Origin of the sequence: Klebsiella sp. LY, from assembly GCF_004010915.1 — a bacterium.
In the GTDB taxonomy this organism is placed as follows: domain Bacteria; phylum Pseudomonadota; class Gammaproteobacteria; order Enterobacterales; family Enterobacteriaceae; genus Klebsiella; species Klebsiella quasipneumoniae.
Genome location: NZ_CP022444.1, coordinates 3,690,263 through 3,712,406, shown reverse-complemented (window position 1 = coordinate 3,712,406; position 22,144 = coordinate 3,690,263). Strand labels below are relative to the sequence as shown.

Annotated in this window: 20 protein-coding genes and 1 other RNA gene; 6 read left to right on the top strand and 15 right to left on the bottom strand. The window is 57.8% G+C overall.

Annotation, left to right across the window (positions count from 1 at the left end; translation table 11 throughout):
• Window positions 1-160 precede the first annotated feature (160 nt).
• Window positions 161-257, bottom strand: an RNA gene (gene ffs / locus CE636_RS21065) — signal recognition particle sRNA small type.
• 241 nt (window positions 258-498) lie between these two features.
• Here ffs and CE636_RS21060 point away from each other — a divergent pair.
• Both CE636_RS21060 and CE636_RS21055 read left to right on the top strand, forming a co-directional pair.
• Window positions 499-906, top strand: coding sequence for a hypothetical protein (locus CE636_RS21060; protein WP_017898905.1), 408 nt, complete (start codon window positions 499-501; stop codon window positions 904-906).
• Window positions 907-972: 66 nt separating this feature from the next.
• Window positions 973-1,284: an MGMT family protein gene (locus CE636_RS21055; protein ID WP_004204778.1), complete on the top strand. Its 312-nt coding sequence runs from the start codon at window positions 973-975 to the stop codon at window positions 1,282-1,284.
• Window positions 1,285-1,322: 38 nt separating this feature from the next.
• Here CE636_RS21055 and CE636_RS21050 read toward each other — a convergent pair whose 3' ends face one another.
• Window positions 1,323-1,814, bottom strand: a complete 492-nt coding sequence (locus tag CE636_RS21050) for a YbaY family lipoprotein (protein WP_002891903.1) — start codon at window positions 1,812-1,814, stop codon at window positions 1,323-1,325.
• Window positions 1,815-2,030: 216 nt separating this feature from the next.
• Between CE636_RS21050 and tesB the strand changes: the two genes are divergently transcribed.
• Window positions 2,031-2,894 (top strand): acyl-CoA thioesterase II, encoded by an 864-nt coding sequence (gene tesB, locus CE636_RS21045; RefSeq protein ID WP_004204779.1) that lies wholly within the window; start codon window positions 2,031-2,033, stop codon window positions 2,892-2,894.
• Window positions 2,895-2,945: 51 nt separating this feature from the next.
• On the opposite strand, the gene amtB is transcribed toward tesB, so the two are convergent.
• The 5 genes from amtB to CE636_RS21020 all read right to left on the bottom strand — a co-directional run bounded on the left by amtB (window position 2,946) and on the right by CE636_RS21020 (window position 8,892).
• Window positions 2,946-4,232: an ammonium transporter AmtB gene (amtB, locus tag CE636_RS21040; protein ID WP_004204781.1), complete on the bottom strand. Its 1,287-nt coding sequence runs from the start codon at window positions 4,230-4,232 to the stop codon at window positions 2,946-2,948.
• Window positions 4,233-4,265: 33 nt separating this feature from the next.
• A complete protein-coding gene (gene glnK / locus CE636_RS21035; RefSeq protein ID WP_002891893.1) occupies window positions 4,266-4,604 on the bottom strand; it encodes a P-II family nitrogen regulator in 339 nt (112 codons plus the stop codon).
• A 243-nt stretch (window positions 4,605-4,847) separates the two neighbouring features.
• Complete coding sequence (locus tag CE636_RS21030) at window positions 4,848-6,626, bottom strand: SmdB family multidrug efflux ABC transporter permease/ATP-binding protein (RefSeq protein WP_004204783.1); 1,779 nt, start codon at window positions 6,624-6,626, stop codon at window positions 4,848-4,850.
• Window positions 6,619-8,391, bottom strand: coding sequence for a SmdA family multidrug ABC transporter permease/ATP-binding protein (locus tag CE636_RS21025; RefSeq protein ID WP_017898906.1), 1,773 nt, complete (start codon window positions 8,389-8,391; stop codon window positions 6,619-6,621). Before CE636_RS21025 ends, CE636_RS21030 begins: the two co-directional genes overlap by 8 nt.
• Window positions 8,392-8,433: 42 nt before the next feature.
• Complete coding sequence (locus CE636_RS21020; RefSeq protein ID WP_004204786.1) at window positions 8,434-8,892, bottom strand: Lrp/AsnC family transcriptional regulator; 459 nt, start codon at window positions 8,890-8,892, stop codon at window positions 8,434-8,436.
• A gap of 115 nt (window positions 8,893-9,007) precedes the next feature.
• Between CE636_RS21020 and CE636_RS21015 the strand changes: the two genes are divergently transcribed.
• The gene (locus tag CE636_RS21015) at window positions 9,008-10,060 is read left to right on the top strand and encodes a PLP-dependent cysteine synthase family protein (protein ID WP_017898907.1); all 1,053 of its coding nucleotides are present in this window, start codon (window positions 9,008-9,010) and stop codon (window positions 10,058-10,060) included.
• 44 nt (window positions 10,061-10,104) lie between these two features.
• Here CE636_RS21015 and cof read toward each other — a convergent pair whose 3' ends face one another.
• Window positions 10,105-10,923, bottom strand: coding sequence for an HMP-PP phosphatase (gene cof, locus CE636_RS21010; RefSeq protein ID WP_017898908.1), 819 nt, complete (start codon window positions 10,921-10,923; stop codon window positions 10,105-10,107).
• A gap of 127 nt (window positions 10,924-11,050) precedes the next feature.
• On the opposite strand from cof, the gene CE636_RS21005 reads away from it, so the two are divergent.
• Together CE636_RS21005 and queC are read left to right on the top strand one after the other, a co-directional pair.
• Window positions 11,051-12,748, top strand: a complete 1,698-nt coding sequence (locus CE636_RS21005; protein WP_017898909.1) for an SgrR family transcriptional regulator — start codon at window positions 11,051-11,053, stop codon at window positions 12,746-12,748.
• Between the two features lie 66 nt (window positions 12,749-12,814).
• Entirely contained in the window at window positions 12,815-13,516 is a 702-nt protein-coding gene (gene queC, locus CE636_RS21000) for a 7-cyano-7-deazaguanine synthase QueC (RefSeq protein WP_017898910.1), read from the top strand.
• Between the two features lie 132 nt (window positions 13,517-13,648).
• On the opposite strand, the gene CE636_RS20995 is transcribed toward queC, so the two are convergent.
• The 7 genes from CE636_RS20995 to clpP form a co-directional block, all read right to left on the bottom strand.
• Window positions 13,649-14,050: a YbgC/FadM family acyl-CoA thioesterase gene (locus CE636_RS20995; protein ID WP_017898911.1), complete on the bottom strand. Its 402-nt coding sequence runs from the start codon at window positions 14,048-14,050 to the stop codon at window positions 13,649-13,651.
• A gap of 111 nt (window positions 14,051-14,161) precedes the next feature.
• Window positions 14,162-14,530: a ComEA family DNA-binding protein gene (locus CE636_RS20990; protein WP_004204794.1), complete on the bottom strand. Its 369-nt coding sequence runs from the start codon at window positions 14,528-14,530 to the stop codon at window positions 14,162-14,164.
• Between the two features lie 148 nt (window positions 14,531-14,678).
• Window positions 14,679-16,553, bottom strand: a complete 1,875-nt coding sequence (gene ppiD / locus CE636_RS20985; protein ID WP_017898913.1) for a peptidylprolyl isomerase — start codon at window positions 16,551-16,553, stop codon at window positions 14,679-14,681.
• A 214-nt stretch (window positions 16,554-16,767) separates the two neighbouring features.
• The gene (gene hupB, locus CE636_RS20980) at window positions 16,768-17,040 is read right to left on the bottom strand and encodes a nucleoid-associated protein HU-beta (RefSeq protein WP_002444653.1); all 273 of its coding nucleotides are present in this window, start codon (window positions 17,038-17,040) and stop codon (window positions 16,768-16,770) included.
• A 209-nt stretch (window positions 17,041-17,249) separates the two neighbouring features.
• Window positions 17,250-19,604 carry an endopeptidase La gene (lon, locus tag CE636_RS20975; RefSeq protein WP_025999121.1) on the bottom strand — a complete coding sequence of 785 codons (2,355 nt, stop codon included), beginning with the start codon at window positions 19,602-19,604 and terminating at the stop codon, window positions 17,250-17,252.
• Window positions 19,605-19,787: 183 nt separating this feature from the next.
• Window positions 19,788-21,062 carry an ATP-dependent protease ATP-binding subunit ClpX gene (clpX, locus tag CE636_RS20970; protein WP_002891807.1) on the bottom strand — a complete coding sequence of 425 codons (1,275 nt, stop codon included), beginning with the start codon at window positions 21,060-21,062 and terminating at the stop codon, window positions 19,788-19,790.
• Window positions 21,063-21,311: 249 nt separating this feature from the next.
• Window positions 21,312-21,935: an ATP-dependent Clp endopeptidase proteolytic subunit ClpP gene (gene clpP, locus CE636_RS20965; RefSeq protein WP_002891804.1), complete on the bottom strand. Its 624-nt coding sequence runs from the start codon at window positions 21,933-21,935 to the stop codon at window positions 21,312-21,314.
• Window positions 21,936-22,144 lie beyond the last annotated feature (209 nt).

The following is a 22,144-nucleotide window of genomic DNA, read 5'->3' as shown; positions in this document are numbered from 1 at the left end:
GTAGCATTTCAGATTTATGACAAGTAAATATTATGGAATAAGTAGAGGGTGTTTTAGCAACTAAAAATAATATGTGATCTGTATTAGGAATAAATTCTGGCCAGCAGAGAAGACCGCACAAATACAAGGGGAAAATTACGAAGGCCGAAATGGGTGGGGGCCCTGCCAGCTACATCCCGGCACACACGTCGTCTGCTCTGGCTGCTTCCTTCCGGACCTGACCTGGTAAACAGAGTAGCGTTGCGGGAGAACCAACAGAGCCCCCATTGAGAGCGTTGTTACCCAACGCGCTGGCGCATTATCCCTGCTGACCTGGTGAATTGCAAGCACGCCCCGACTGCCTGCTGGTTTATTGCGCAATAATGCGAATAAAACCAGTCACTCACGCTCAACCTGTGAGATTGCGAGCGCGCGCTCAGCACACAGTCGGGATATCCACCATACTTAGCCATCTTGCGTCCCCTTTTATCATCAGCACCTTGTCTCGACGGTAATCGAATGACTGACTCATCACCACAGACCATCACTCTGCCTTTACCCGCCATTGAAGGGATGACCATCGCCTTTCAGGGGGTGAATTATCTGCGCCCTGAAAAAATGCTCGACTTCGTGACCATCAGTCAGGCGCCGGTGCGGGCGGTCACGCCGCTGGCGCTGCTCTATTCCACCGTCGGCGTCCTGCGCCAGGTGGAACTGCGCAAGCTACCGGTCTACATCAGCGGTCGGGTGGTATACCCCATCTCGTCGCTGACCATGCCGGGCCTGCGCGCGAAGCTGATCATCAACGCGACCTCGCAGCGGTTAAAATTCCTTGAGAGCCTCATCGCCAGTTCACCTTCCGACAATGTCCATGGCATGCAGATCCTCGGCCTCGCTCTGACGTTCACCGTCGAACAGCCCGCCTGATCGGGCAGGCTGTACAGCCTGAAGATCAGCGCTTATGCTGGCGTTTTTCGGGTAACAGGACTGAATATGGATCCGCACGATACATTTCCCCAACGTGTCTGGCACATTGTGGCGTCGATACCGGAAGGGTATGTCACGACCTATGGCGATGTCGCCAGGCTGGCCGGTTCGCCGCGCGCGGCGCGCCAGGTGGGCGGTGTGCTGAAGCGTCTGCCGGAAGGGTCCACTCTGCCCTGGCATCGGGTGGTCAATCGCCATGGCGATATCTCCCTCACCGGCCCCGATCTGCAGCGGCAGCGTCAGGCGCTGCTGGCCGAAGGGGTGCAGGTCTCCGGCGGCGGCCATATCGATCTCCAGCGCTATCGCTGGGTTTACTGAAGACCAAAAAAAAGCCCCCATTCGGGGGCTTAGCGAGCTTACTGTGCGACAGGCACGGCGGTCTGCTGAACCGGAACCAGCGTCAGGTCGGCATGGGTGCCCCCCTGGTTGATCACCGTCTGCACGGTATCGGTAATGAACATCAGCTGGCCGTTAACCGTAATCGCTGCGCTCAACAGAATGCGGGCGTTCGGTTGAATATCTGCCGGGTTGTAAGGCAGTGCAAAGTTGAATGGCGCCTGCTTGCCTTCGGTACGCACCGCTTTTTGCGACAATACGCGGGCTGGCGCATCGGCCAGAGAAGCATCCGACAGGGTCACCGTCAGCACCGCATCCGGCGGCAAAGCGATTCTCTGGCGGATATTAATCGTCCCCGTGACGCTCGGCTGCTGCTGCGCCACGCTCAGCGTCGCAATACCGTAAGGGTCGGGTGCAGCCGCCTGCGTCGAAGAATTGTTCGAGTGGTGATTAGCACAGGCGGTCAGCGTCGCGGCGACGGCTAAGGCACTAAACATATAGGCAAATTTCATGATGTTCTCCTTATCATCCCTTAATACCCAGGAGGATGTTCCGCCGCTTCGCCGGCAGGAACTTTCGTGTCGTCAATAAGTGTGGCACAGATCGCAGATTTCTTCCTGTTGACCGGTTGTTATTCAGATTATTACACCCATCGGACCACTTGCGATTCCAGGTTATACTTTGCCACATTACGCGCGCGGCGCCGCCATTGTTAACTGAGGAAAAGTATGAGTCAGGCACTCTCTAACCTGCTGGCATTATTAGATTTGGAAAAAATTGAGGAAGGGTTGTTCCGTGGACAGAGCGAAGACCTGGGATTGCGCCAGGTTTTTGGCGGCCAGGTGGTGGGCCAGGCGCTGTATGCGGCAAAAGAGACCGTGCCCGTTGAACGTCTGGTGCATTCGTTTCACAGCTACTTTCTGCGCCCCGGCGACAGTCAAAAACCGATCGTCTACGATGTGGAGGTGCTGCGCGACGGCAACAGCTTTAGCGCCCGCCGGGTCGCCGCCATCCAGAACGGGAAGCCGATCTTCTATATGACCGCCTCCTTCCAGGCGCCAGAGCACGGCTATGAACATCAGAAAGCGATGCCGGCCGCCCCCTCCCCTGATGGGCTGCCTTCGGAAACCGACATTGCCCGCAAGCTGGCGCATCTCCTGCCGCCGCAGGTGAAAGACAAATTCCTCTGCGATAAGCCGCTGGAGATCCGCCCGGTGGAGTTTCATAACCCGATGAAAGGCCATATCGCCGAGCCGGTGCGTCAGGTGTGGCTGCGCGCCAACGGCGCCGTTCCCGACGATCTGCGCATTCATCAGTATCTGCTGGGCTATGCCTCGGACTTTAACTTCCTGCCGGTGGCGCTGCAGCCGCACGGCGTTGGTTTCCTTGAGCCCGGCATGCAGGTCGCTACTATCGATCACTCGATGTGGTTCCATCGGCCGTTTAATATCAATGAGTGGCTGCTGTACAGCGTCGAAAGCACCTCGGCCTCCAGCGCCCGCGGCTTCGTCCGCGGCGAGTTCTACACCCAGGATGGCACGCTGGTTGCCTCAACGGTGCAGGAAGGGGTGATGCGCAACCGCAACGCATAAAAAAAGCCTCCCCTACGGGAGGCTTTTTGCTACATGGAGAAGGGTTTTCTGTCAGGCGTTGTAAGCGTTTTCGCCATGGCTGTTGACGTCCAGCCCTTCGCGCTCCTGCTCTTCCGGCACGCGTAGCCCTACGGTCATATCCGCTACTTTGTAGCCGATAAAAGCGACGACGCCGGACCAGACCACGGTAATGCCGATACTTTCCAGTTGCACCAGCAGCTGATGGCCCATGGTGACGCCTTCCGCATAACCGACGCCGCCCAGAGAAGTCGCCGCGAAGATACCGGTCAGAATACAGCCGACGATGCCGCAGACGCCGTGAACGCCGAAGACGTCGCAAGGGTCATCCACACGCAGCCAGCGTTTCAGCGCAGTCACGCCCCAGATACCCGCCAGGCCAGAGGCGATACCGACGATCAGCGCGCCGCCGACACCGATATAACCACACGCCGGCGTAACGCCAACCAGACCGGCAATTGCCCCGGAGCAGGCGCCCAGCAGTGAAGGTTTGCCGCGCAGAGCCCATTCGCCAAAGGTCCACGCCAGGATAGCAGCGGCGGTCGCCACGACGGTGTTAACGAACGCCAGGGCCGCGATTTCATTCGCTGCGCTGGCAGACCCGGCGTTGAAACCGAACCAACCCACGTAGAGGATAGCGGTGCCGGTGAACACCATCGGCAGGTTATGCGGTTTGAACGCTTCTTTGCCGAAGCCCACGCGTTTGCCCATCATATACGCGCCCACCAGCCCGGCGACCGCGGCGTTGATGTGCACAACGGTGCCGCCGGCGAAATCCAGCGCGCCATGCGTCGCCAGCAGACCGCCGCCCCAGACCATATGCGCAATCGGCACGTAGGAGAGCGTCATCCACACCACCACGAAAATCAGCACGGCGGAGAAACGGATACGTTCAGCCAGCGCCCCGACGATCAGCCCGACGGTGATGCAGGCGAACGAGCCCTGGAAGGCGACGTGGATATACTGATAGAAGGTGCCCATCAGCGCTTTCAGTTCAATATTTTTCAGCATCACCCAGTCAAAGCTGCCGAAGAAGCTGCCGCCGGTGCCGAAGGCCAGAGTATAACCATAAATGACCCACAGTACGCAGACCAGGCCAAAGGTGACAATCACCTGCGTCAGCATGGAAAGAACGTTCTTACCGCGGATCAGGCCGCCGTAAAACAGCGCAATCCCCGGGATAGTCATAAACAGAACCAGCGCGGTGCAAATCATCATAAACGCGTTATCGGCTTTGTCCGCCACCGCAGGCGCGGCCATCGCCAGCCCCGGAAGAAGGGCTAATGCCCCCAGACCCGATTTCATTGTTGCCATTTTCATTGTTTCGTTCCCCATCACTGTGTGGTCTGGAAATTACAGTGCCGCTTCGTCAGCTTCGCCGGTACGGATGCGAATGACGCGCTGCAATTCAGCGACAAAAATTTTGCCGTCGCCAATTTTTCCGGTGTAAGCCGCTTTGCTGATGACATCGATAACTTCATCCAGCTGATCGTCGGCGATCGCCACATCAATCTTCACTTTTGGCAGAAAGTTGACGCTATACTCGGCGCCGCGGTAGAGCTCCGCATGTCCTTTCTGACGGCCAAATCCTTTGACTTCAGTGACCGTCAGGCCCTGAATGCCGATGGAAGACAAGGCTTCACGCACGTCTTCCAGTTTGAATGGTTTGATTACCACGGTAACCAGCTTCATAAGTCCCCTCCAGTCAGTATTCGGTAATGGCCGCAGCTAACACGATGGATATAAAGCAAGGGCTATGCCAGAAATGAAAAAAGGCCGCTGAGCGGCCCTTTGATGGCAAAAAACAGGCGAGAGGTCAGGCATTAGCCGGCGTAAAGGCATTTAACGGGCAAAAATGCACCACAGCGGTGCATTTGATGTAACGTTTTTGCACCACGACAGGCCGCCCAGCCTTCGCTGCCTGCTGGTGGTGCATCAGGCGCTGAGCGACTCTTCTCTGGCGCTGGCCGCCAGCTCTTCACCAGCCAGCTGTAGCTGATACATCTGCCAGTAGCGGCCTTTCGCCGCCAGCAGCTGCTGGTGGTTGCCCCGCTCGACGGCCTGACCACGATGCAGAACCAGAATGGTATCCGCCTCGACGATGGTCGACAGCCGATGGGCGATAACCACCAGGGTGGTATGCTGGCGAACCTTCGCCAGCGCCTGCTGGATCGCCTGCTCGGTACCGGAGTCGATGTTTGCCGTCGCCTCATCCAGAATCAGTACCTGCGGGGTGTCCACCAGCACGCGCGCCAGCGCCAGCAGTTGCTTCTGTCCGACGGAGAGATTATTGCCCTGCTCGCCCAGTTGGGTGTACAGGCCGTCGCTCATGCTGCGCGCCACCGCCGCCAGCTGCACCGCCTCCAGCGCTTCCCAGACCTGGGTTTCGCTGATGTCCCGGCCCAGCGCGACGTTGGCGTAGAAGGTATCCGCCAGCACCACCGGATCCTGTTGCACCATCGCGATGCCCCGACGCAACGCGCTGTGGCTAAGAGAAGCGAGCGGCCGGCCATCGATGCGGATCTCCCCGTGGGTTAACGGGTAATAGCCCATCATCAGACTGGCGAGGGTACTCTTCCCGCTGCCGGTATGCCCGACCAGCGCCACAAAGCTGCGGGAAGGGATATCCAGCGTGATATCCTGGAGGACCAGACGATCGCCGCGGTAGGCGAAGGAGAGATGGTCGATTTCCACTCGACCGCTGCTCAGCGGCGCATCATCGGCGCCCCACGCCTGGCGCGGACGATCCATTAGCTCGAAAACGCGTTCGCCAGCGACCACCGCCTGCTGCAGCATTGACTGCTGGGTGGTCAGCTCAATGAGCGGCTCGTTAAGGCGTCCGAGATAGCTGATAAACGCATACAGGACCCCGACCTCAATCGTGCCCGCCGCGCTAAAGCCGAACAGCATCAGCAGCCCGCACAGCACCAGCGAGGAAAAAAGACTCAGCAGCGGACGCAGCAGAAAACCGTCGAGGCGTAGCGTCTGCATCCGCGCCAGGTAGTGGGCGTAGCTGGCCTCACGCATCCGTTCGCCAAAACGCGCCTGCTGGCGGAACTGCTGAATGACCCCCATGCCGTTGATCACTTCGTTAAAGCCATCGTTGATGTCGGCAAGCCAGGCGCGTACCCGGCGCACGATCGGCGTGCTATAGCGCTGATAAATGATCATCACGATCAGCACCGCCGGGAAAATCGCGATCGCCACCAGCGCCATCCGCCAGTCGAGGCTAAACATCGCCACCAGCATCGCGCCGATCAGCGCCGCGCTACGCAGCACCGTCGCCACTACCGTCACGTACAGGTCGCGAATGACTTCCGTATCGTTGGTTACCCGGGAGATAAGCTGCCCGACCGGCTGAGTATCAAACTCGCTGAGCGGCTGATGCAGGGCGGCATCCATCACATCGCTGCGTAACTGCTGGACCACGCCAACCGCGGCGCGGTTAAACAGCAGCGACTGGCTATAGTGCAGTAACGCCGCCAGCAGCTGCAGACCGATATATGCTGCCGCCAGGCCTGCCACCAGCTTCAGCGGCAGAGTATGTTTCGCCACCATATTGTCGATGAAATAGCTGATAAGCAGCGGACCGCTCACTTCCGCCGCCGCCGCGATCCACATCATCGCCACCGCGATGGCCAGCGGCTTACGCCACGGTGAACCATAGGCCAGCAGGCGTTTAAGCGTCGGCCAGAGTTCGGTAAAGCTACGCATCCAGGACCTCCTCTTGCTCCTGGGGAACCTCGTCGAGCGCGGCCTCCAGCTGCTGATAGCGATACATGTCGCGATACCAGCCTGGCTGCACGGCCAGCGCCTCATGGCGGCCGCGCTGGGCGACATGCCCATGCTGCAGCACCAGAATTTCACTGGCCTCGGTCAGCGCCGACAGCCGGTGGGCGCTGATGATCACCGTCCTCCCCTCTCCCCATTGGCGCAGGTTGTGCAGGATCTGGTGCTCCGTACGGCCATCCACCGCCGATAAGGCATCATCCAGGATCAGAATTTCGGCCTCCAGCAGCAGGGCGCGGGCAATAGAGATACGCTGTTTCTGGCCGCCGGAGAGCATCACGCCGCGCTCGCCCACTTCGGTATCGTACCCCTGGGGCAGACGCAGAATGTCGTCATGCACGCTGGCCAGCCGCGCCACCCGCTCAATCTGTTCCGGCGTCGCGTCCGGTTTTCCCAACGCGATATTATTGGCGACGGTATCGGAGAATAAAAACGGCGTCTGATTGACCACCGCCAGCCGTTCGCGCCAGCTGTCGAGCTGCAGACGCGGTAGCGGCAGATCGTGAAAGCGGATCTCGCCGCTGGTGACGTCAAAATGGCGCTGCAGCAGGGCCAGAATGGTGCTTTTGCCGGCGCCCGTCGGCCCGCAGATGCCCAACATTTGCCCCGGCTGAAGGGTAAAATTAACCTGTTCCAGTGAAGGTTTGCTCGCCTGCGGATAGATGAAATCGCGGATAGCGACCTGCAGGACGCCGCGGCCTGCCGGCACCGTCTCGGTCCCGTCGTCCACCGCCGGCGCCTCTTCGAGCAGGGTGCGGATACGACCATAGGCCGCGCTACCGCGCTCCACGATGTTAAACATCCACGCCAGCGCCAGCATCGGCCAGATCATCAGGCCAAGGTACATCACGAAGCTGGTCAGCTGCCCCAGCGTCAGGCTGCCGTGGATAACCATCCAGCTGCCGCCGCCGATGGCCAGCAGGTTCGCCGCCCCGATGGCGATATAGATGGTAGGGTCGAAGCGCGCGTCAATTCGCGCCACGCGCATATTTTTCGCTCCGGTATCGGCCGCATCGGCGGCAAACTGCGCCGACTGGCGATCCTCCAGCCCGAACGCCTTAATCATGCGGATGCTGGTCAGGCTCTCCTGCGTGCGATCGTTGAGGCTGGAAAAGGCCGCCTGGGCGACGCGAAAACGTTCGTGAAGGGCATCGCCGTTGCGTTTGATCGCCAGGGCCATCAGCGGCATCGGCAGCAGCGCCAGCAGGGTGAGCTGCCAGCTAATCTGCGTCGACATCACAATCAACACCGCACAGCCCATCACCAGGGAATCCACCAGGGTTAACACCCCTTCACCGGCGGCAAACACCACCCGGTCCACGTCGTTGGTGGCGCGGGCGATCAGATCCCCGGTGCGATGGCGCAAATAGAACGCCGGATGCTGGCGGCTCAGCTGCCGGTAAAAGTCTTCCCGCAGTTCGACCGCCAGCTGGTAAGAGGCGCCGAACAGCAGCACGCGCCAGACATAGCGCAGCAGGTAGACCATCACCGCGATCAGCACCAGCGCGCCGATCCACATCCACACCTTCTCCGCGGTGTAATGTTGTTGCGTCACGCCGTCGACCACAATGCCCACCACCTTCGGCGGAACAAGCTGCAGGACGGCAATAATGGCCAGCAGGGCAATTGCGCCAAGATAGCGGCGCCACTCCCGGCGGAAATACCAGCTGAGTTGTGCAAATAATCGCAAGCAGTAAGATCCTGATTTGTTATGGGTTACGGCGCAATACCGTTATTCGACAGGCAAGGCGGTGGTGTATTTTATCTGTTCCATGGCAAAACTCGAAGTGACATCCGACAGCCCCGGCACGCTGTTCACCAACCGTTTATAAAAGTCGTCATAGCGCTTCATATCGGCCACCTGCACCCGCAGCAGATAGTCATACTCCCCCGCCATCCGCCAGAAGCCGAGCACTTCAGCCATCTGCGTCACTTCGCTCACAAAATGGCAATACCAGTCGCTGCTGTGATGCTGGGTCTTGATTAGGACAAACGCCGTCAGCCCCAGCCCCACCTTTTCCGCATCCAGTAAGGCGACGCGCCCGCGGAGAATACCCTCATCCTCGAGTCGTTTCAGGCGTTTCCAGCAAGGGGTCGTGGTCAGATTAACGGCATCGGCCAGCGCCTGCAAAGAGAGGGTGCAATCTTCCTGCAGCAGCGCCAGCAGCTTACGGTCAATTTTATCTAACATAAGGCCACCAGAGAGAATAATTTACTCCCGCAATTGTAATTGAAAGGTCAAATAGCAACAATTTTTCCCGCACAATCCGCTAAGCTGGGCACAAAATGACAAACAGGAATCCGAGATGAATAGCGCCTGGGTAAAACACGCCATTAGTGAAATTAACGCCGACTATCAGCGTTCCGCCGAAACACACCTGATTCGCCTGGCGTTGCCTGGTTTTCCGGGGATCCCGATTTATCTGAAGGATGAAAGTACGCATCCGACCGGTAGCCTCAAACATCGTCTGGCGCGGTCGCTGTTTCTCTATGGCCTGTGCAACGGCTGGATCAAAGAAGGCACCACGATTATCGAATCGTCTTCGGGTTCGACCGCAGTTTCTGAAGCCTATTTCGCCCGCCTGCTGGGGCTGCCGTTTATCGCCGTGATGCCCTCCTGCACCGCCAGACGAAAAATCGAACAGATCGAGTTCTACGGCGGACGCTGCCATTTTGTGCAGAGCGCCTGCGAAATCTACGCGGCTTCCGAAACGCTGGCGCGTGAACTGAACGGCCACTATATGGATCAGTTTACCTTCGCCGAGCGGGCCACCGACTGGCGCGGCAATAACAATATCGCCGACAGTATTTTCCGCCAGATGAGCCATGAGCCGCACCCGCAGCCGTCGTGGATCGTGATGAGCGCCGGCACCGGGGGGACCTCGGCGACCATTGGCCGCTATATTCGTAGCCAGGGTTACGAGACGCAGCTGATGGTTGTCGACCCGCAAAATTCAGTATTCCTCGATTACTGGCAGACCCGCGACGCCAGCCTGCGCAGCCCGATCGGCAGCAAAATTGAAGGCATCGGCCGCCCGCGCGTCGAGCCATCGTTTATTCCCGATGTTGTCGATGAGATGCTGCGCGTGCCGGATGCGGCGAGCGTGGCCACTGCTCTGTGGCTGGAAACGCAGCTTGGGCGAAAAGTCGGCGCCTCGACCGGGACCAACATGTGGGGCGTGCTGCAGCTGGCCGCGCGGATGCGCGAGGAAGGACGCACGGGTTCCCTCGTCACCCTGCTGTGCGACAGCGGCGAGCGTTATCTGGAAAGCTATTACAACCCGCAGTGGGTGGCGGCCAACATCGGCGATATCGCACCCTGGCAGGCGGAGATCGCCCGGCTGGTCGGCAGAACATAAAAAAAGCCAGATAGAATGCTATCTGGCTTGCTGGAAGGGTCTCTCTATTCGGGGGAATAAGGAAGATCAGGATTATCCAGCCAATGCGTTAAAAAATGGGAGACCGCCTGATGCCGGCAGTCGCCAATAACCGGGAGATGCGGCAGCTCGGCTTTCAGCTGCGGCATCGCGTTGCCCATGATGAACCCCCGCCCGACGCTGCGAAGCATCTCGCGATCGTTCATCGCATCGCCGAAGGCCATGCACTCCTGTAGGGAGAGTCCCAGGTGCTGGCTCAGCCTCGCCAGCGCCGCGCCTTTATTGCAGCCAACCGGCAGCACTTCCAGACAGTCCATCGCCGAGAAGCAGAGAAACGCGCGCTGGCCCAGCGCCTCATTCAGTTGGATCCGCAGGCGGCGCAGATCGTCATGATCGCCGCAGAAGCAGATCTTGGTGACATGATGCGCCGACATACGTTTCGGATCGCACAGTTGATAGCGAAACCCGCTGAAGACATGCGCCTTCAGCAGCTCAGGTCTTGCCTGGCCGGTGAACCAACCGCCGTCATTAAACACGTGCATGCTGGCCCGGGTATCCCATCGACTATGCAGCACGTCTTCCGCTACCTCGGGATTGAGATCCTGACGGTACAGCTCCTCCCCTTCCAAAGAGTGGATGCGCGTCCCGTTGCCCGTGATCAGAAATGCGTCCAGGGAAAATTCACCCATCACATGGTGCATCTCCAGCGCATGGCGGCCGGTGGCGAACGTCAGGGTGATATCGCGTTCCCGCAGCCGTTTCAGCGCGGTGAGCGTCTTTTCTCCGAGACGATGGTCCGGCATCAGCAAGGTGCCGTCCATATCAAATGCTGCCAGTTTTGCCATGGTGTTTTCCCCGATGTGTGATGGGCTTCGCTTGTGTTGCAGTATCACCTGGGATATACGGAAGTAATAGTGAATAGATAATATAAATTGTTCCGGGTTTATTGCGGCCCGGTGGGCGACAGCGCTTATGCGACTCTTACACCGTTTAAACCAGTACCAGCGGCTGTGGCAGCCCTCTGCCGGGGCGCCGCAGCAGGTCACCGTCGGCGAGCTGGCGGAACGCTGTTTTTGCAGCGAACGCCACGTCCGTACCCTACTGCGTCAGGCGCAGGAAGCTGGATGGTTAAGCTGGCAGGCCAGCTCCGGGCGCGGCAAGCGCGGCTTGCTCTCTTTTTACAAAACGCCGGAACGTCTGCGCAATGAGATGATGGAGCAGGCGCTGCATAAAGGTCAGCAGCAAAACGCGCTGGAGCTGGCGCAGCTGGCCCCGGTGGAGCTGAAAGCCCTGCTCCACCCCTTTCTGGGCGGTCAATGGCAAAACAATACCCCGACGCTGCGTATTCCCTACTATCGCCCGCTGGAGCCGCTGCGTCCCGGCTTTCTGCCCGGACGCGCCGAGCAGCATCTGGCCGGGCAGATCTATGCCGGGCTGACGCGCTTCGACGAAGGTGACAATATGCCGATCGGCGATCTGGCGCACCACTGGCAGGTCTCCCCTGACGGCCTGCGCTGGCAGTTTTATATCCGCTCCACGCTGTGCTGGCACAACGGCGATGCGGTGGAAACCGCACAGCTGCGGCAGCGCTTACTGCTGCTGCTGGATCTGCCCGCCTTGCGGACCCTCTTCGCCAGCATCAGCCGCATCGATGTCACTCACGCCCAGTGCCTGACCATCACGCTGCATCGTCCTGACTACTGGCTGCCGTTCCGCCTCGCCAGCTATTGCAGCGTGCTGGCCCATCCTGACGATCCGGCCATCGGCTGCGGACCGTTCCGCCTGAAGCGGTTTAGTCCGGAACTCGTCCGCCTGGAGAACCATCCCCGCTACCACCTGCGGCATCCGCTGATCCAGGCGGTGGAGTACTGGATCACCCCCCAGCTCTTCGATCGCGATCTCGGGACCAGCTGCCGCCACCCGGTGCAGATCACTATTGGCGATCGCGAAGAGCTGCATAACCTGCGCCAGGTCAGCAATAGCATCAGTCTTGGCTTCTGCTATCTGACCCTGCGTCACAGCCCTCGGCTTAGCAAAGCGCAGGCCCAGCGGCTGGTATCGATAATTCACCGCTCGTCGTTGCTGGACACGCTGCCGCTCGACGAGGATCTGATTACGCCAAGCCATGAGGTGTTGCCGGGATGGTCCATCCCGCAGGGGCCGGAAAACAGCGCGGTGCCGCTGCCGGCCAGGCTCACGCTGCTCTACCATCTGCCGGTCGAACTCCACGCCATGGCCGAACAGCTGAGACAGCGGCTGGCTGTGCTCGGCTGCGAGCTGACGCTGCTGTTCCATGACGCCAAAAACTGGGAAGGCTGCCAACATCTGGGGCAGGCCGACCTGATGATGGGCGACCGCCTGATCGGCGAAGCGCCGGAGTATGCCCTGGAGCAGTGGCTGCGCTGCGATATGCTGTGGCCCAATTTGCTGACCGGGGCGCAATATGCCCATCTGCAGGCGACATTAGACGCGGTACAGGCGCAGCCGGAAGCCCGCAGCCGCAACGATGCGCTGCGCAACGTATTTAACAGCCTGATGGAAGACGCCATCATGACGCCGCTGTTTAAATATAACTATCGGATCAGCGCCCCGCCGGGAGTCAATGGCTTGCGCCTCAACGCCCGCGGCTGGTTCGACTTCGCCAGCGCCTGGCTGCCGGCGTCGACGTGACAGAGCTGGTGGTGGCGGGCGTCTGGCGCTACCATATCGCCTTTACTCATTTAGTCAGGAATTGCCATGAAACGCGCCGTAGTTGTCTTCAGCGGAGGACAAGATTCAACCACCTGTCTGGTGCAGGCTCTGCAACAGTATGATGAAGTGCATTGCGTCACTTTTGATTATGGCCAACGCCACCGCGCGGAAATCGACGTTGCGCGCGAACTCGCCCTGAAACTTGGCGCCGTCGCGCATAAAGTGCTGGACGTTACCCTGCTCAATGAACTGGCGGTCAGCAGCCTGACCCGCGATAACATTCCGGTACCGGACTATCAGCCTAATGCCGAGGGCATTCCCAATACTTTTGTCCCGGGGCGCAATATTCTGTTTTTAACCCTGACGGCCATCTACGCCTATCAGGTAAAAGCCGAAGCTATCATCACCGGCGTGTGCGAGACCGACTTCTCCGGCTACCCGGACTGCCGCGATGAGTTTGTCAAAGCGCTGCACCACGCCGTCAGCCTTGGAATGGCGAAAGACATACGCTTTGAAACACCGCTGATGTGGCTGAACAAAGCCGAGACCTGGGCGCTGGCCGACTACTGGGGTCAGTTAGATCTGGTGCGCCGGGAAACCCTTACCTGCTACAACGGCATTAAGGGCGATGGCTGCGGCCAGTGCGCCTCCTGCAACCTGCGCGCTAACGGGCTTAACCAGTATCTGGCCGATAAAGTCGGGGTAATGGCGGTGATGAAGCAAAAAACCGGGCTGATACAGGCATAGCCTCCGCAGAGGTATCTTCCAAAAGCTTCAGTTCAACTTCCCCGGTAGCGCTACGCTTACCGGGGCAAGGGGTTCATCACCTTCCGTGGGTCGAGGTGCGCCACCGCCCGGCACGCACGCACGCGACGGTTGTCAGCGCAAGTTCATCTGGTCGAGTTTCTCACGCAGTTCCCCTTCCAGCGGCAGCGCCTTCTGGGTTTTCAAATCGATACAGACGAAGGTAATCAGCGCATCGGCCACCACCTCGCCGTTGGGGTTGAGAGTGACCACCTGGCTGAGCGTGCCGCTTTTGCCGTTGAGTTGCTCCAGTTTGCTGCTCACTGTCAGCACATCGCCCAGGACCGCCGGACGGCGGTAGTTAATATTAATGTTCACCACCACGAAGGCGATGTTTTTCTCGGTCATCCACTGAAATGCCGGACTCTTTTCCAGACCATCCCAGCGGGCCTCCTCAAGGAACTCCAGGTAGCGTGCGTTATTCACATGCTGGTAGACGTCCAGATGATAGCCGCGAACTTTAATTTGTGTCTGCATAGCATCAATGCCTTTCTGTTATTGTTGTTTATGAGGTAAGAGGTCACACCACTTGATGCAACCTCTTTATCCTGGCAAAAAATCACCGCTGTGCAAGCGCTGGCAAAAAATTTACAGCGTCAGATGGGATAAATTCCGCTCCACCAGCGCGCTGCCCATCCCCGGGACCTGCTTCAGATCATCAAGGGTTTTGAACGGTCCGTACTCCTCACGGTAGCTGACAATCGCCTGGGCTTTTTTCAACCCCACGCCATTCAGAGCCTGCGCCAGCTGTTCGGCGCTGGCGTGGTTAATGCTGACTTTGGTCGCCCCGTTGTTGGCCTCGCCGGGCTCCGCTTTCGCCTTCGCCGAAGAGGACGCCTGGACATGCTCTTTGGTTACCGCCGCTTTGCCGCTGGCGGGGGCAGCCAGCGCGCCCTGTGCGCCTACCGCGAAAACCAGAACGCCCGCGGCCATCAGTGCTTTTATTCCATATTTCATGCTGATATCTCCTTGTGTATAGACAGCAAGGCTACGATAGCGTCAGTGCGGATGGCCGACAAAAGGCAAATCACAGAAATGGAAAGGGCCGCGAAAGCGGCCCTTGAGGATTACATGGTGTTGCGTATTTTTGCGAAATGACGCGAAATTACTGCTGCTGGTCGATGCTGTCGCCCAGCTTAATTTTCGCCGCCTTGCGCAGGTTGCTCATCAGCGCTTCGAAAGCGATTTGGGCATTGTTCTGGGTAATCCCCTGAACCATAGCCTTCTTCTGCTCTTCCGGCATGCTGCCTGCTTTCACTTCATCGAGCGCCACCAGCACCACATCGCCTTGCATGTTGCTGCCAACGCCATAGACCGGTTTGCCCTGCTGCGGCAGCGGCAGAGTAAATGCCAGCTGGCTCAGCGGATCCTGGCCGGTACGGGAAAGCGTCTGCGGTGCGCCAAAGCTCAGGCCAGCCGCCTTCATCGCCTCATCGCCTTTGCCGTCTTTCAGCGCCGCCAGCAGCTTATCGGCATCCCGCTTCGCCTGCTGTTCCGCTTTATTGTGCTTAACGATATCGCTGACCTGTGCCTTCACTTCGGCCAGCGGTTTCACCGCCTCGGCTTTGTGCTCGCTGATACGCAGAACAAAGGCTCGATCGCCGTCAACGGTAATGATGTCGGAGTTGCTGCCCGGCGCGCCGTTCACACCGACCAGACCGCCGTTGAAGATAGCGTCAGCGACCGGTTTAAAGTTCAGCTCTTCCGGCAGGTTATCGCGGCCAAACCAGCCGGTTTCCACCACCTGCAGTCCGGCGACCTGCGCCGCGCCCGCCAGCGATTCATTATCGTTGCTGGCCGCATCGCTCACCTTCTGCTGCAGCGCATAGTAAGCATCCAGCGCTTTCTCCTGCTTCACTTTCGCCGCAATGTCATTGCGCACGTCAGCCAGCGGCTTGACTTGAGCCGGCTGGACGTCGTCCAGACGGGCCACCAGGAAGCCAACCGAGGATTTGATCACCCCGGAGAGCTGGCCTTTCTCTTTCAGGCCGGCGTCTTTCAGCTCAGGCACGGTAGAAGCATCTTCCATCCACCCCATATCGCCGCCGTTGCGGGCAGAGATAATATCGGTCGATTTTTCTTTTGCCAGCGTGGCGAAATCGGCGCCTTTTTGCAGCTCGGCCAGTACCGCTTTCGCATCAGCTTCAGTTTTAGTCTGAATCACGCTGTAGCGATTACGCTGCGGCTGAGTGAACTGATCTTTGTGCTGGTCATACCACGACTGAATTTCTTCGTCAGAGGCGTTTTCCTGCATGCTGGCGGCATCCATCTTGATGTAGCTTACGCGGAACTGCTCCGGCGCCATAAAACGGGCCTGATTCTGCTGCCAGAAAGCGTTGATTTCCTCATCGCTGGCGGTCTGTTTTGCCGCCAGGGCGTTGACGTTGATGGTCGCTTCGCGAACGACACGCTGCTGAGACACCAGCGCCGCCAGCTGATCGGACTCGCCGGGCAGCATGAAGTCGGTACCCGCAATGGCGTTAATCAGCTGCTGCGTGGTCAGCTGGTTACGCAGCGCCTGGGCGTACTGATCGGTGGTCATCCCCATCTGGGCGACAATACCGCTGAAACGCTGGTTGTCGAACTTACCGTTCGTCTGGAACGCCTGCGTCTGGAAGATCGCCTGCTTCACCTGCTCATCGCTGATGCTGAGGCCCAGCTCGCGGGCATACTGATCCAGAAGCGACTCGTCAATCAGGCGGTTCAGCACCTGCTGGCGCATGGTTTTCATGTAGTTTTCGTTCGCCGCCAGCTCGGAGAACTGGTCGCCAAGCTGCTGCTGCATACGGTTACGTTCGCTGGCGACGGCGTTTTCAAACTGCCCACGGCCAATCTCCTGGCCATTCACTTTTGCGGCATAGTTTTTGCCACCGCCAATCAGGTAACCACTCACCCCGGTCAAAATGAACGAGACGATAATGATACCGAAAATAATCTTGAGCACGACGCTGTTGGCGGCCGTGCGTAGGTTGTCCATCATGGTGTAACAACGCTCCGCTGTAGATGACTTTAGCTCGCGCAGCATAGCACGTGATGGCCGCCGCGCGTGAGGACGTATTTTGACAAGAAAACAGGGTGATTGTCAGCCCACAAGTGGCGATAAACACACATAAAGTGGTCTGAAAAGGCAATAAAAAAGGCACATCTCACGATGCGCCCTTGTACTTCGTCACATTCCCTGACGGGAAAGCCGATCAGTTCACCGCGTCTTTCAGCGCTTTACCAGCACGGAAGCCCGGCACTTTTGCGGCAGCGATAGTAATTTCTTTACCTGTTTGTGGGTTGCGACCAGTACGGGCGGCACGTTCTTTAACAGCAAAGGTACCGAAACCTACCAGCGCAACGTCATCCCCAGCCTGCAGAGATTCAGTAACAGAAGCGATTAAAGCATCTAACGCACGTCCAGCTGCAGCTTTAGAAATGTCCGCACCCGCAGCAATTTTGTCAATCAGTTGAGATTTATTCACTGTTCTCTTCCTCTCTTTATAATTTATATCGCACCAGAGTCCTTCATAGTGCGACCGCGCAGCAGTTATATCAGGACTGTCATGCCCTTACAACAGCAGTTGTCGATGACCCCCCTGCCAGCGATCTAAGTTAGCTACACAAAAAAAGGCTGGCAAGTCCGAAATGACTTACCAGCCCTATTTTTATTAGCGCAATTTGCGCAGAATCACTATTTCGCGGTCACAACCTGCATGCCAAACGGTTCGTTTTGCAGCGCAAGTGTCAGAACTTCCTCGATTCGTTTCACCGGATGGATATCCAAATCAGCGATAACGTTATCCGGAATTTCTTCAAGGTCGCGTTTGTTCTCATCAGGAATCAGAACAGTCTTAATACCGCCGCGATGCGCCGCCAGCAGTTTTTCCTTCAGACCGCCGATCGGCAGCACCTGACCACGCAGCGTAATTTCCCCGGTCATCGCCACATCGGCGCGTACCGGGTTGCCGGTCAGGCAGGAGACCAGCGCCGTACACATGGCAATCCCCGCGCTCGGACCGTCCTTCGGCGTCGCCCCTTCCGGTACGTGGACGTGAATATCACGCTTCTCGTAAAAGTCGGCGTTAATCCCCAGCTTGTCCGCCCGCGAACGTACCACGGTCAGCGCAGCCTGAATCGACTCCTGCATCACCTCGCCCAGCGATCCGGTGTAGGTCAGTTTGCCTTTGCCCGGTACGCAGGCGGTTTCGATGGTCAGCAGATCGCCGCCCACTTCCGTCCACGCCAGACCGGTCACCTGACCGACGCGGTTCTCGCTATCGGCGCGGCCATAGTCGAAGCGCTGCACGCCGAGATAATCATGCAGATTCTCACCATTAATTTCGATGTGTTTCAGCGATTTATCCAGCAACAGCTGCTTAACGGCCTTACGGCACAGCTTGGAGATTTCACGCTCCAGGCTACGAACGCCCGCTTCACGGGTGTAGTAACGAATAATGCCGATAATGGCGCTGTCGTCGACGGTCAGTTCGCCTTTCTTCAGCGCGTTGCGTTCGATCTGCTTCGGCAGCAGGTGACGCTTGGCGATGTTCAGTTTTTCATCCTCGGTGTAACCCGAGAGGCGAATCACTTCCATACGGTCCAGCAGCGGCGCCGGAATGTTCATGGAGTTGGAAGTCGCCACGAACATCACGTCGCTGAGATCGTAATCCACTTCCAGATAGTGGTCGTTAAAGGCCACGTTCTGTTCCGGATCCAGCACCTCAAGCAACGCAGAAGCCGGGTCGCCGCGCATGTCGGAAGACATTTTGTCAATCTCATCCAGCAGGAACAGCGGGTTTTTTACCCCCACTTTCGCCATTTTCTGGATCAGTTTGCCCGGCATCGAGCCAATATAGGTTCGACGATGACCGCGAATTTCCGCTTCATCGCGCACGCCGCCCAGCGCCATGCGGACGTATTTCCGGCCAGTCGCTTTGGCGATAGATTGCCCCAGCGAGGTTTTACCTACCCCCGGCGGTCCCACCAGGCAGAGGATCGGCCCCTTGATTTTGTTCACCCGGCTCTGCACCGCGAGATACTCAAGGATGCGGTCCTTCACGCGCTCCAGACCATAGTGATCGGTATCGAGGATCTCCTGGGCCTGACGCAGGTCTTTCTTGACCTTACTGCGCGCATTCCACGGCACCTGCACCATCCAGTCGATGTAGCCACGCACGACGGTCGCTTCCGCAGACATCGGCGACATCATCTTCAGCTTCTGCAGTTCCGCTTCGGTTTTCTCTTTCGCCTCTTTCGGCATTTTCGCCGCGTCGATCTTGCGCTTCAGCGCTTCGTTTTCGTCCGGGGCGTCGTCCATCTCGCCGAGTTCTTTCTGAATCGCTTTCATTTGCTCGTTCAGATAGTACTCGCGCTGGGATTTCTCCATCTGCTTTTTGACGCGGTTGCGAATGCGCTTCTCAACCTGCAGCAGATCGATTTCCGATTCCATCATCGCCATCAGATATTCCAGACGTTCGTTGACGTCGGACATCTCAAGCACGGACTGCTTGTCCGCCAGCTTCAGCGGCATATGCGCCGCGATGGTATCCGCCAGGCGCGCCGCATCGTCGATGCTGTTCAGCGACGTCAGCACTTCCGGTGGAATCTTCTTATTCAGCTTGATATAGCCTTCAAACTGGCTGATAGCGGTACGAACCAGCACTTCCTGCTCACGTTCGTCAATCGCCGGCGAGTCGAGATACTCCGCTTTCGCCGAGAAATGCTCGCCATTATCAGACAGCGCAGAAATGCGTGCACGCTGTAGCCCTTCGACCAGCACCTTCACGGTGCCGTCTGGCAGCTTCAGCATCTGCAAAATAGACGCCACGGTTCCAACGGTGAAAAGATCGTTTACACCCGGCTCATCCGTCGACGCTTCTTTCTGCGCAACCAGCATGATTTTTTTATCATGGTCCATGGCCGCTTCGAGGCAACGGATAGATTTTTCCCGCCCTACGAACAGGGGTATGACCATGTGCGGATAAACCACCACATCGCGCAACGGCAATACGGGGATTTCAATGCGTTCAGAACGCTCAGGATTCATAGAGCTCTCTCTTAGTTTAAAGTCCGCCAGGTAGCCGACGACGCCACACTCCACTGCATCGTCGTTAATATGTAATCCAGTATATGGGGATGTATTCCACACATTCAACGGCGGGAATGCAGGAAAAATAAAAGGGGAGATAAAATCCCCCCTTTTTGTTAACTGCTTGAGTGAAATGGCTAATTATTCGCCAGATGCCTGCTGCGCTTCCGGTTTGCCGTAGATCAGCAGCGGTTTGCTCTGACCGGCGATAACCGACTCATCAATGACCACTTTTTCGACATCTTCCATCGAAGGCAGATCATACATGGTGTCCAGCAGCGCCGCTTCCACAATGGAACGCAGGCCACGGGCGCCGGTTTTACGCGCCATCGCTTTCTTGGCGATGGCATCCAGCGCTTCGTCGCGGAATTCAAGCTCTGCGCCTTCAAGGCTAAACAGCGCCTGATACTGCTTGGTCAGGGCGTTTTTCGGCTCTTTCAGGATCTGGATCAGCGCTTCTTCGCTCAGCTCGTTCAGGGTCGCCACGACCGGCAGACGGCCGATGAATTCCGGAATCAAACCAAACTTGATCAGATCTTCCGGCTCGACCTGGGCCAGCAGCTCGCCTTCGCTCGCTTTGTCGGACTTCGCTTTAACCGTCGCGCCAAAACCAATGCCGGAGCCGGTTTCCACACGGTGGGAAATCACTTTGTCCAGACCGGCAAACGCGCCGCCGCAGATAAACAGGATCTTGGAGGTATCAACCTGCAGGAACTCCTGCTGCGGGTGTTTACGCCCGCCCTGCGGTGGAACGGCGGCGACGGTGCCTTCGATAAGCTTCAGCAGCGCCTGTTGCACGCCTTCGCCGGAGACATCGCGAGTAATCGACGGGTTATCGGACTTACGCGAAATTTTGTCGATTTCGTCGATATAGACGATGCCGCGCTGCGCTTTCTGCACGTCGTAATCGCACTTCTGCAGCAGTTTCTGAATGATATTTTCTACGTCCTCACCCACATAACCGGCTTCGGTCAGGGTGGTGGCGTCCGCCATGGTAAACGGCACATCCAGCAGGCGCGCCAGCGTTTCCGCCAGCAGCGTTTTACCGGAGCCGGTCGGCCCGATCAGCAGGATGTTACTTTTACCCAGCTCTACGCCATTGCTGGTATCGCCATTGCGCAGACGTTTGTAGTGGTTGTATACCGCGACCGCCAACACTTTTTTCGCCTGTTCCTGACCGATGACGTAGTCATCAAGGTGGTGGCGAATCTCGTGCGGCGTCGGCAGCGCGCTGCGCTCGCGGTGCGGCGCAACTTCTTTAATCTCTTCGCGAATGATGTCGTTACATAAATCAACGCATTCGTCGCAGATATACACGGATGGCCCGGCGATCAGCTTACGCACTTCATGCTGGCTTTTGCCGCAAAAAGAGCAATACAACAATTTGCCCGATCCATCTTTGCGTTTATCTGTCATGAGTCCAAACCTCTTTTTAAGTTCTTTGTGCCGCACACGACGACGCAAATGCCATTCTCAGGCGCAAGCCGCCATATAGCGTTGTGCCGCCCTTCATTAGTATATACACAAAATCCTTCGCGCTACATCGCGGCGGTAGCGAAGCGACCGGCCGCCTGCCTGCCCGGCAAGCGTCCGGAAAAATGCCAACCGCTCAGCAAACGTGGCGAGAAGGATGAAGCGTAAAGCGGCACCCTTACGCCCAGGGCATCAATTACGATGGGTCAAAATAGAGTCGACCAGTCCGTACTCCACGGCTTCCGCAGCAGACAGGAAGCGGTCACGCTCGGTGTCACGCTCAATCTGCTCAAGAGACTGGCCGGTATGATGCGCCATCAGCTCATTCATGCGTCCTTTCACCTTCAGGATTTCACGGGCGTGGATCTCAATATCCGTCGCCTGCCCCTGATAGCCGCCCAGCGGCTGGTGGATCATCACGCGGGAGTTCGGCAGGCAGAAACGCTTGCCCTTCGCCCCGGCGGTCAGCAGGAACGCGCCCATGGACGCGGCCTGGCCCATACAGATGGTGCTGACGTCCGGCTTGATGAACTGCATGGTGTCATAAATCGACATCCCGGCGGTGATCACCCCGCCCGGAGAGTTAATGTACAGGTAAATGTCTTTTTCCGGGTTTTCCGCTTCCAGAAACAGCATCTGCGCCACGATCAGATTTGCCATGTGGTCTTCGACCTGGCCGGTCAGAAAAATGACGCGTTCCTTAAGCAGACGGGAGTAGATATCAAAAGAACGTTCACCGCGTGAGGTCTGTTCAATGACCATCGGCACCAGGGCCATATGGGGTGCAAAGTTGTCTCGTTCGCCACTGTATGACATTTCCGTCTCCTGGAGTAATTTTAAAATACCTGCTGCACTGATTGTAACCTTACGGACGGATTATCAGCCACAGTTTCTATCCGCTGAACGCGTCACCGCCTCTTCAACACGCGTGCGATTGCGGATGCAGTTGCCTCCCTCGGTAATGGGGATGGCGTTGCCATATTTCAAGCATAACAAGCTTTTGCTGTAACGCTATCATGGTAAAT

What these genes read in the sequence shown, in the direction of transcription:
- CE636_RS21030 (WP_004204783.1), bottom strand. Translation starts at nt 6,626, where the DNA reads ATGCGTAGCTTTACCGAACTCTGGCCGACGCTTAAACGCCTGCTGGCC.
- CE636_RS21060 (WP_017898905.1), top strand. Translation starts at nt 499, where the DNA reads ATGACTGACTCATCACCACAGACCATCACTCTGCCTTTACCCGCCATT.
- CE636_RS20990 (WP_004204794.1), bottom strand. Translation starts at nt 14,530, where the DNA reads ATGAAATATGGAATAAAAGCACTGATGGCCGCGGGCGTTCTGGTTTTC.
- CE636_RS21020 (WP_004204786.1), bottom strand. Translation starts at nt 8,892, where the DNA reads ATGTTAGATAAAATTGACCGTAAGCTGCTGGCGCTGCTGCAGGAAGAT.
- CE636_RS21055 (WP_004204778.1), top strand. Translation starts at nt 973, where the DNA reads ATGGATCCGCACGATACATTTCCCCAACGTGTCTGGCACATTGTGGCG.
- amtB (WP_004204781.1), bottom strand. Translation starts at nt 4,232, where the DNA reads ATGAAAATGGCAACAATGAAATCGGGTCTGGGGGCATTAGCCCTTCTT.
- lon (WP_025999121.1), bottom strand. Translation starts at nt 19,604, where the DNA reads ATGAATCCTGAGCGTTCTGAACGCATTGAAATCCCCGTATTGCCGTTG.
- ppiD (WP_017898913.1), bottom strand. Translation starts at nt 16,553, where the DNA reads ATGATGGACAACCTACGCACGGCCGCCAACAGCGTCGTGCTCAAGATT.
- glnK (WP_002891893.1), bottom strand. Translation starts at nt 4,604, where the DNA reads ATGAAGCTGGTTACCGTGGTAATCAAACCATTCAAACTGGAAGACGTG.
- CE636_RS21050 (WP_002891903.1), bottom strand. Translation starts at nt 1,814, where the DNA reads ATGAAATTTGCCTATATGTTTAGTGCCTTAGCCGTCGCCGCGACGCTG.
- CE636_RS20995 (WP_017898911.1), bottom strand. Translation starts at nt 14,050, where the DNA reads ATGCAGACACAAATTAAAGTTCGCGGCTATCATCTGGACGTCTACCAG.
- tesB (WP_004204779.1), top strand. Translation starts at nt 2,031, where the DNA reads ATGAGTCAGGCACTCTCTAACCTGCTGGCATTATTAGATTTGGAAAAA.
- CE636_RS21005 (WP_017898909.1), top strand. Translation starts at nt 11,051, where the DNA reads ATGCGACTCTTACACCGTTTAAACCAGTACCAGCGGCTGTGGCAGCCC.
- cof (WP_017898908.1), bottom strand. Translation starts at nt 10,923, where the DNA reads ATGGCAAAACTGGCAGCATTTGATATGGACGGCACCTTGCTGATGCCG.
- clpP (WP_002891804.1), bottom strand. Translation starts at nt 21,935, where the DNA reads ATGTCATACAGTGGCGAACGAGACAACTTTGCACCCCATATGGCCCTG.
- queC (WP_017898910.1), top strand. Translation starts at nt 12,815, where the DNA reads ATGAAACGCGCCGTAGTTGTCTTCAGCGGAGGACAAGATTCAACCACC.
- CE636_RS21015 (WP_017898907.1), top strand. Translation starts at nt 9,008, where the DNA reads ATGAATAGCGCCTGGGTAAAACACGCCATTAGTGAAATTAACGCCGAC.
- clpX (WP_002891807.1), bottom strand. Translation starts at nt 21,062, where the DNA reads ATGACAGATAAACGCAAAGATGGATCGGGCAAATTGTTGTATTGCTCT.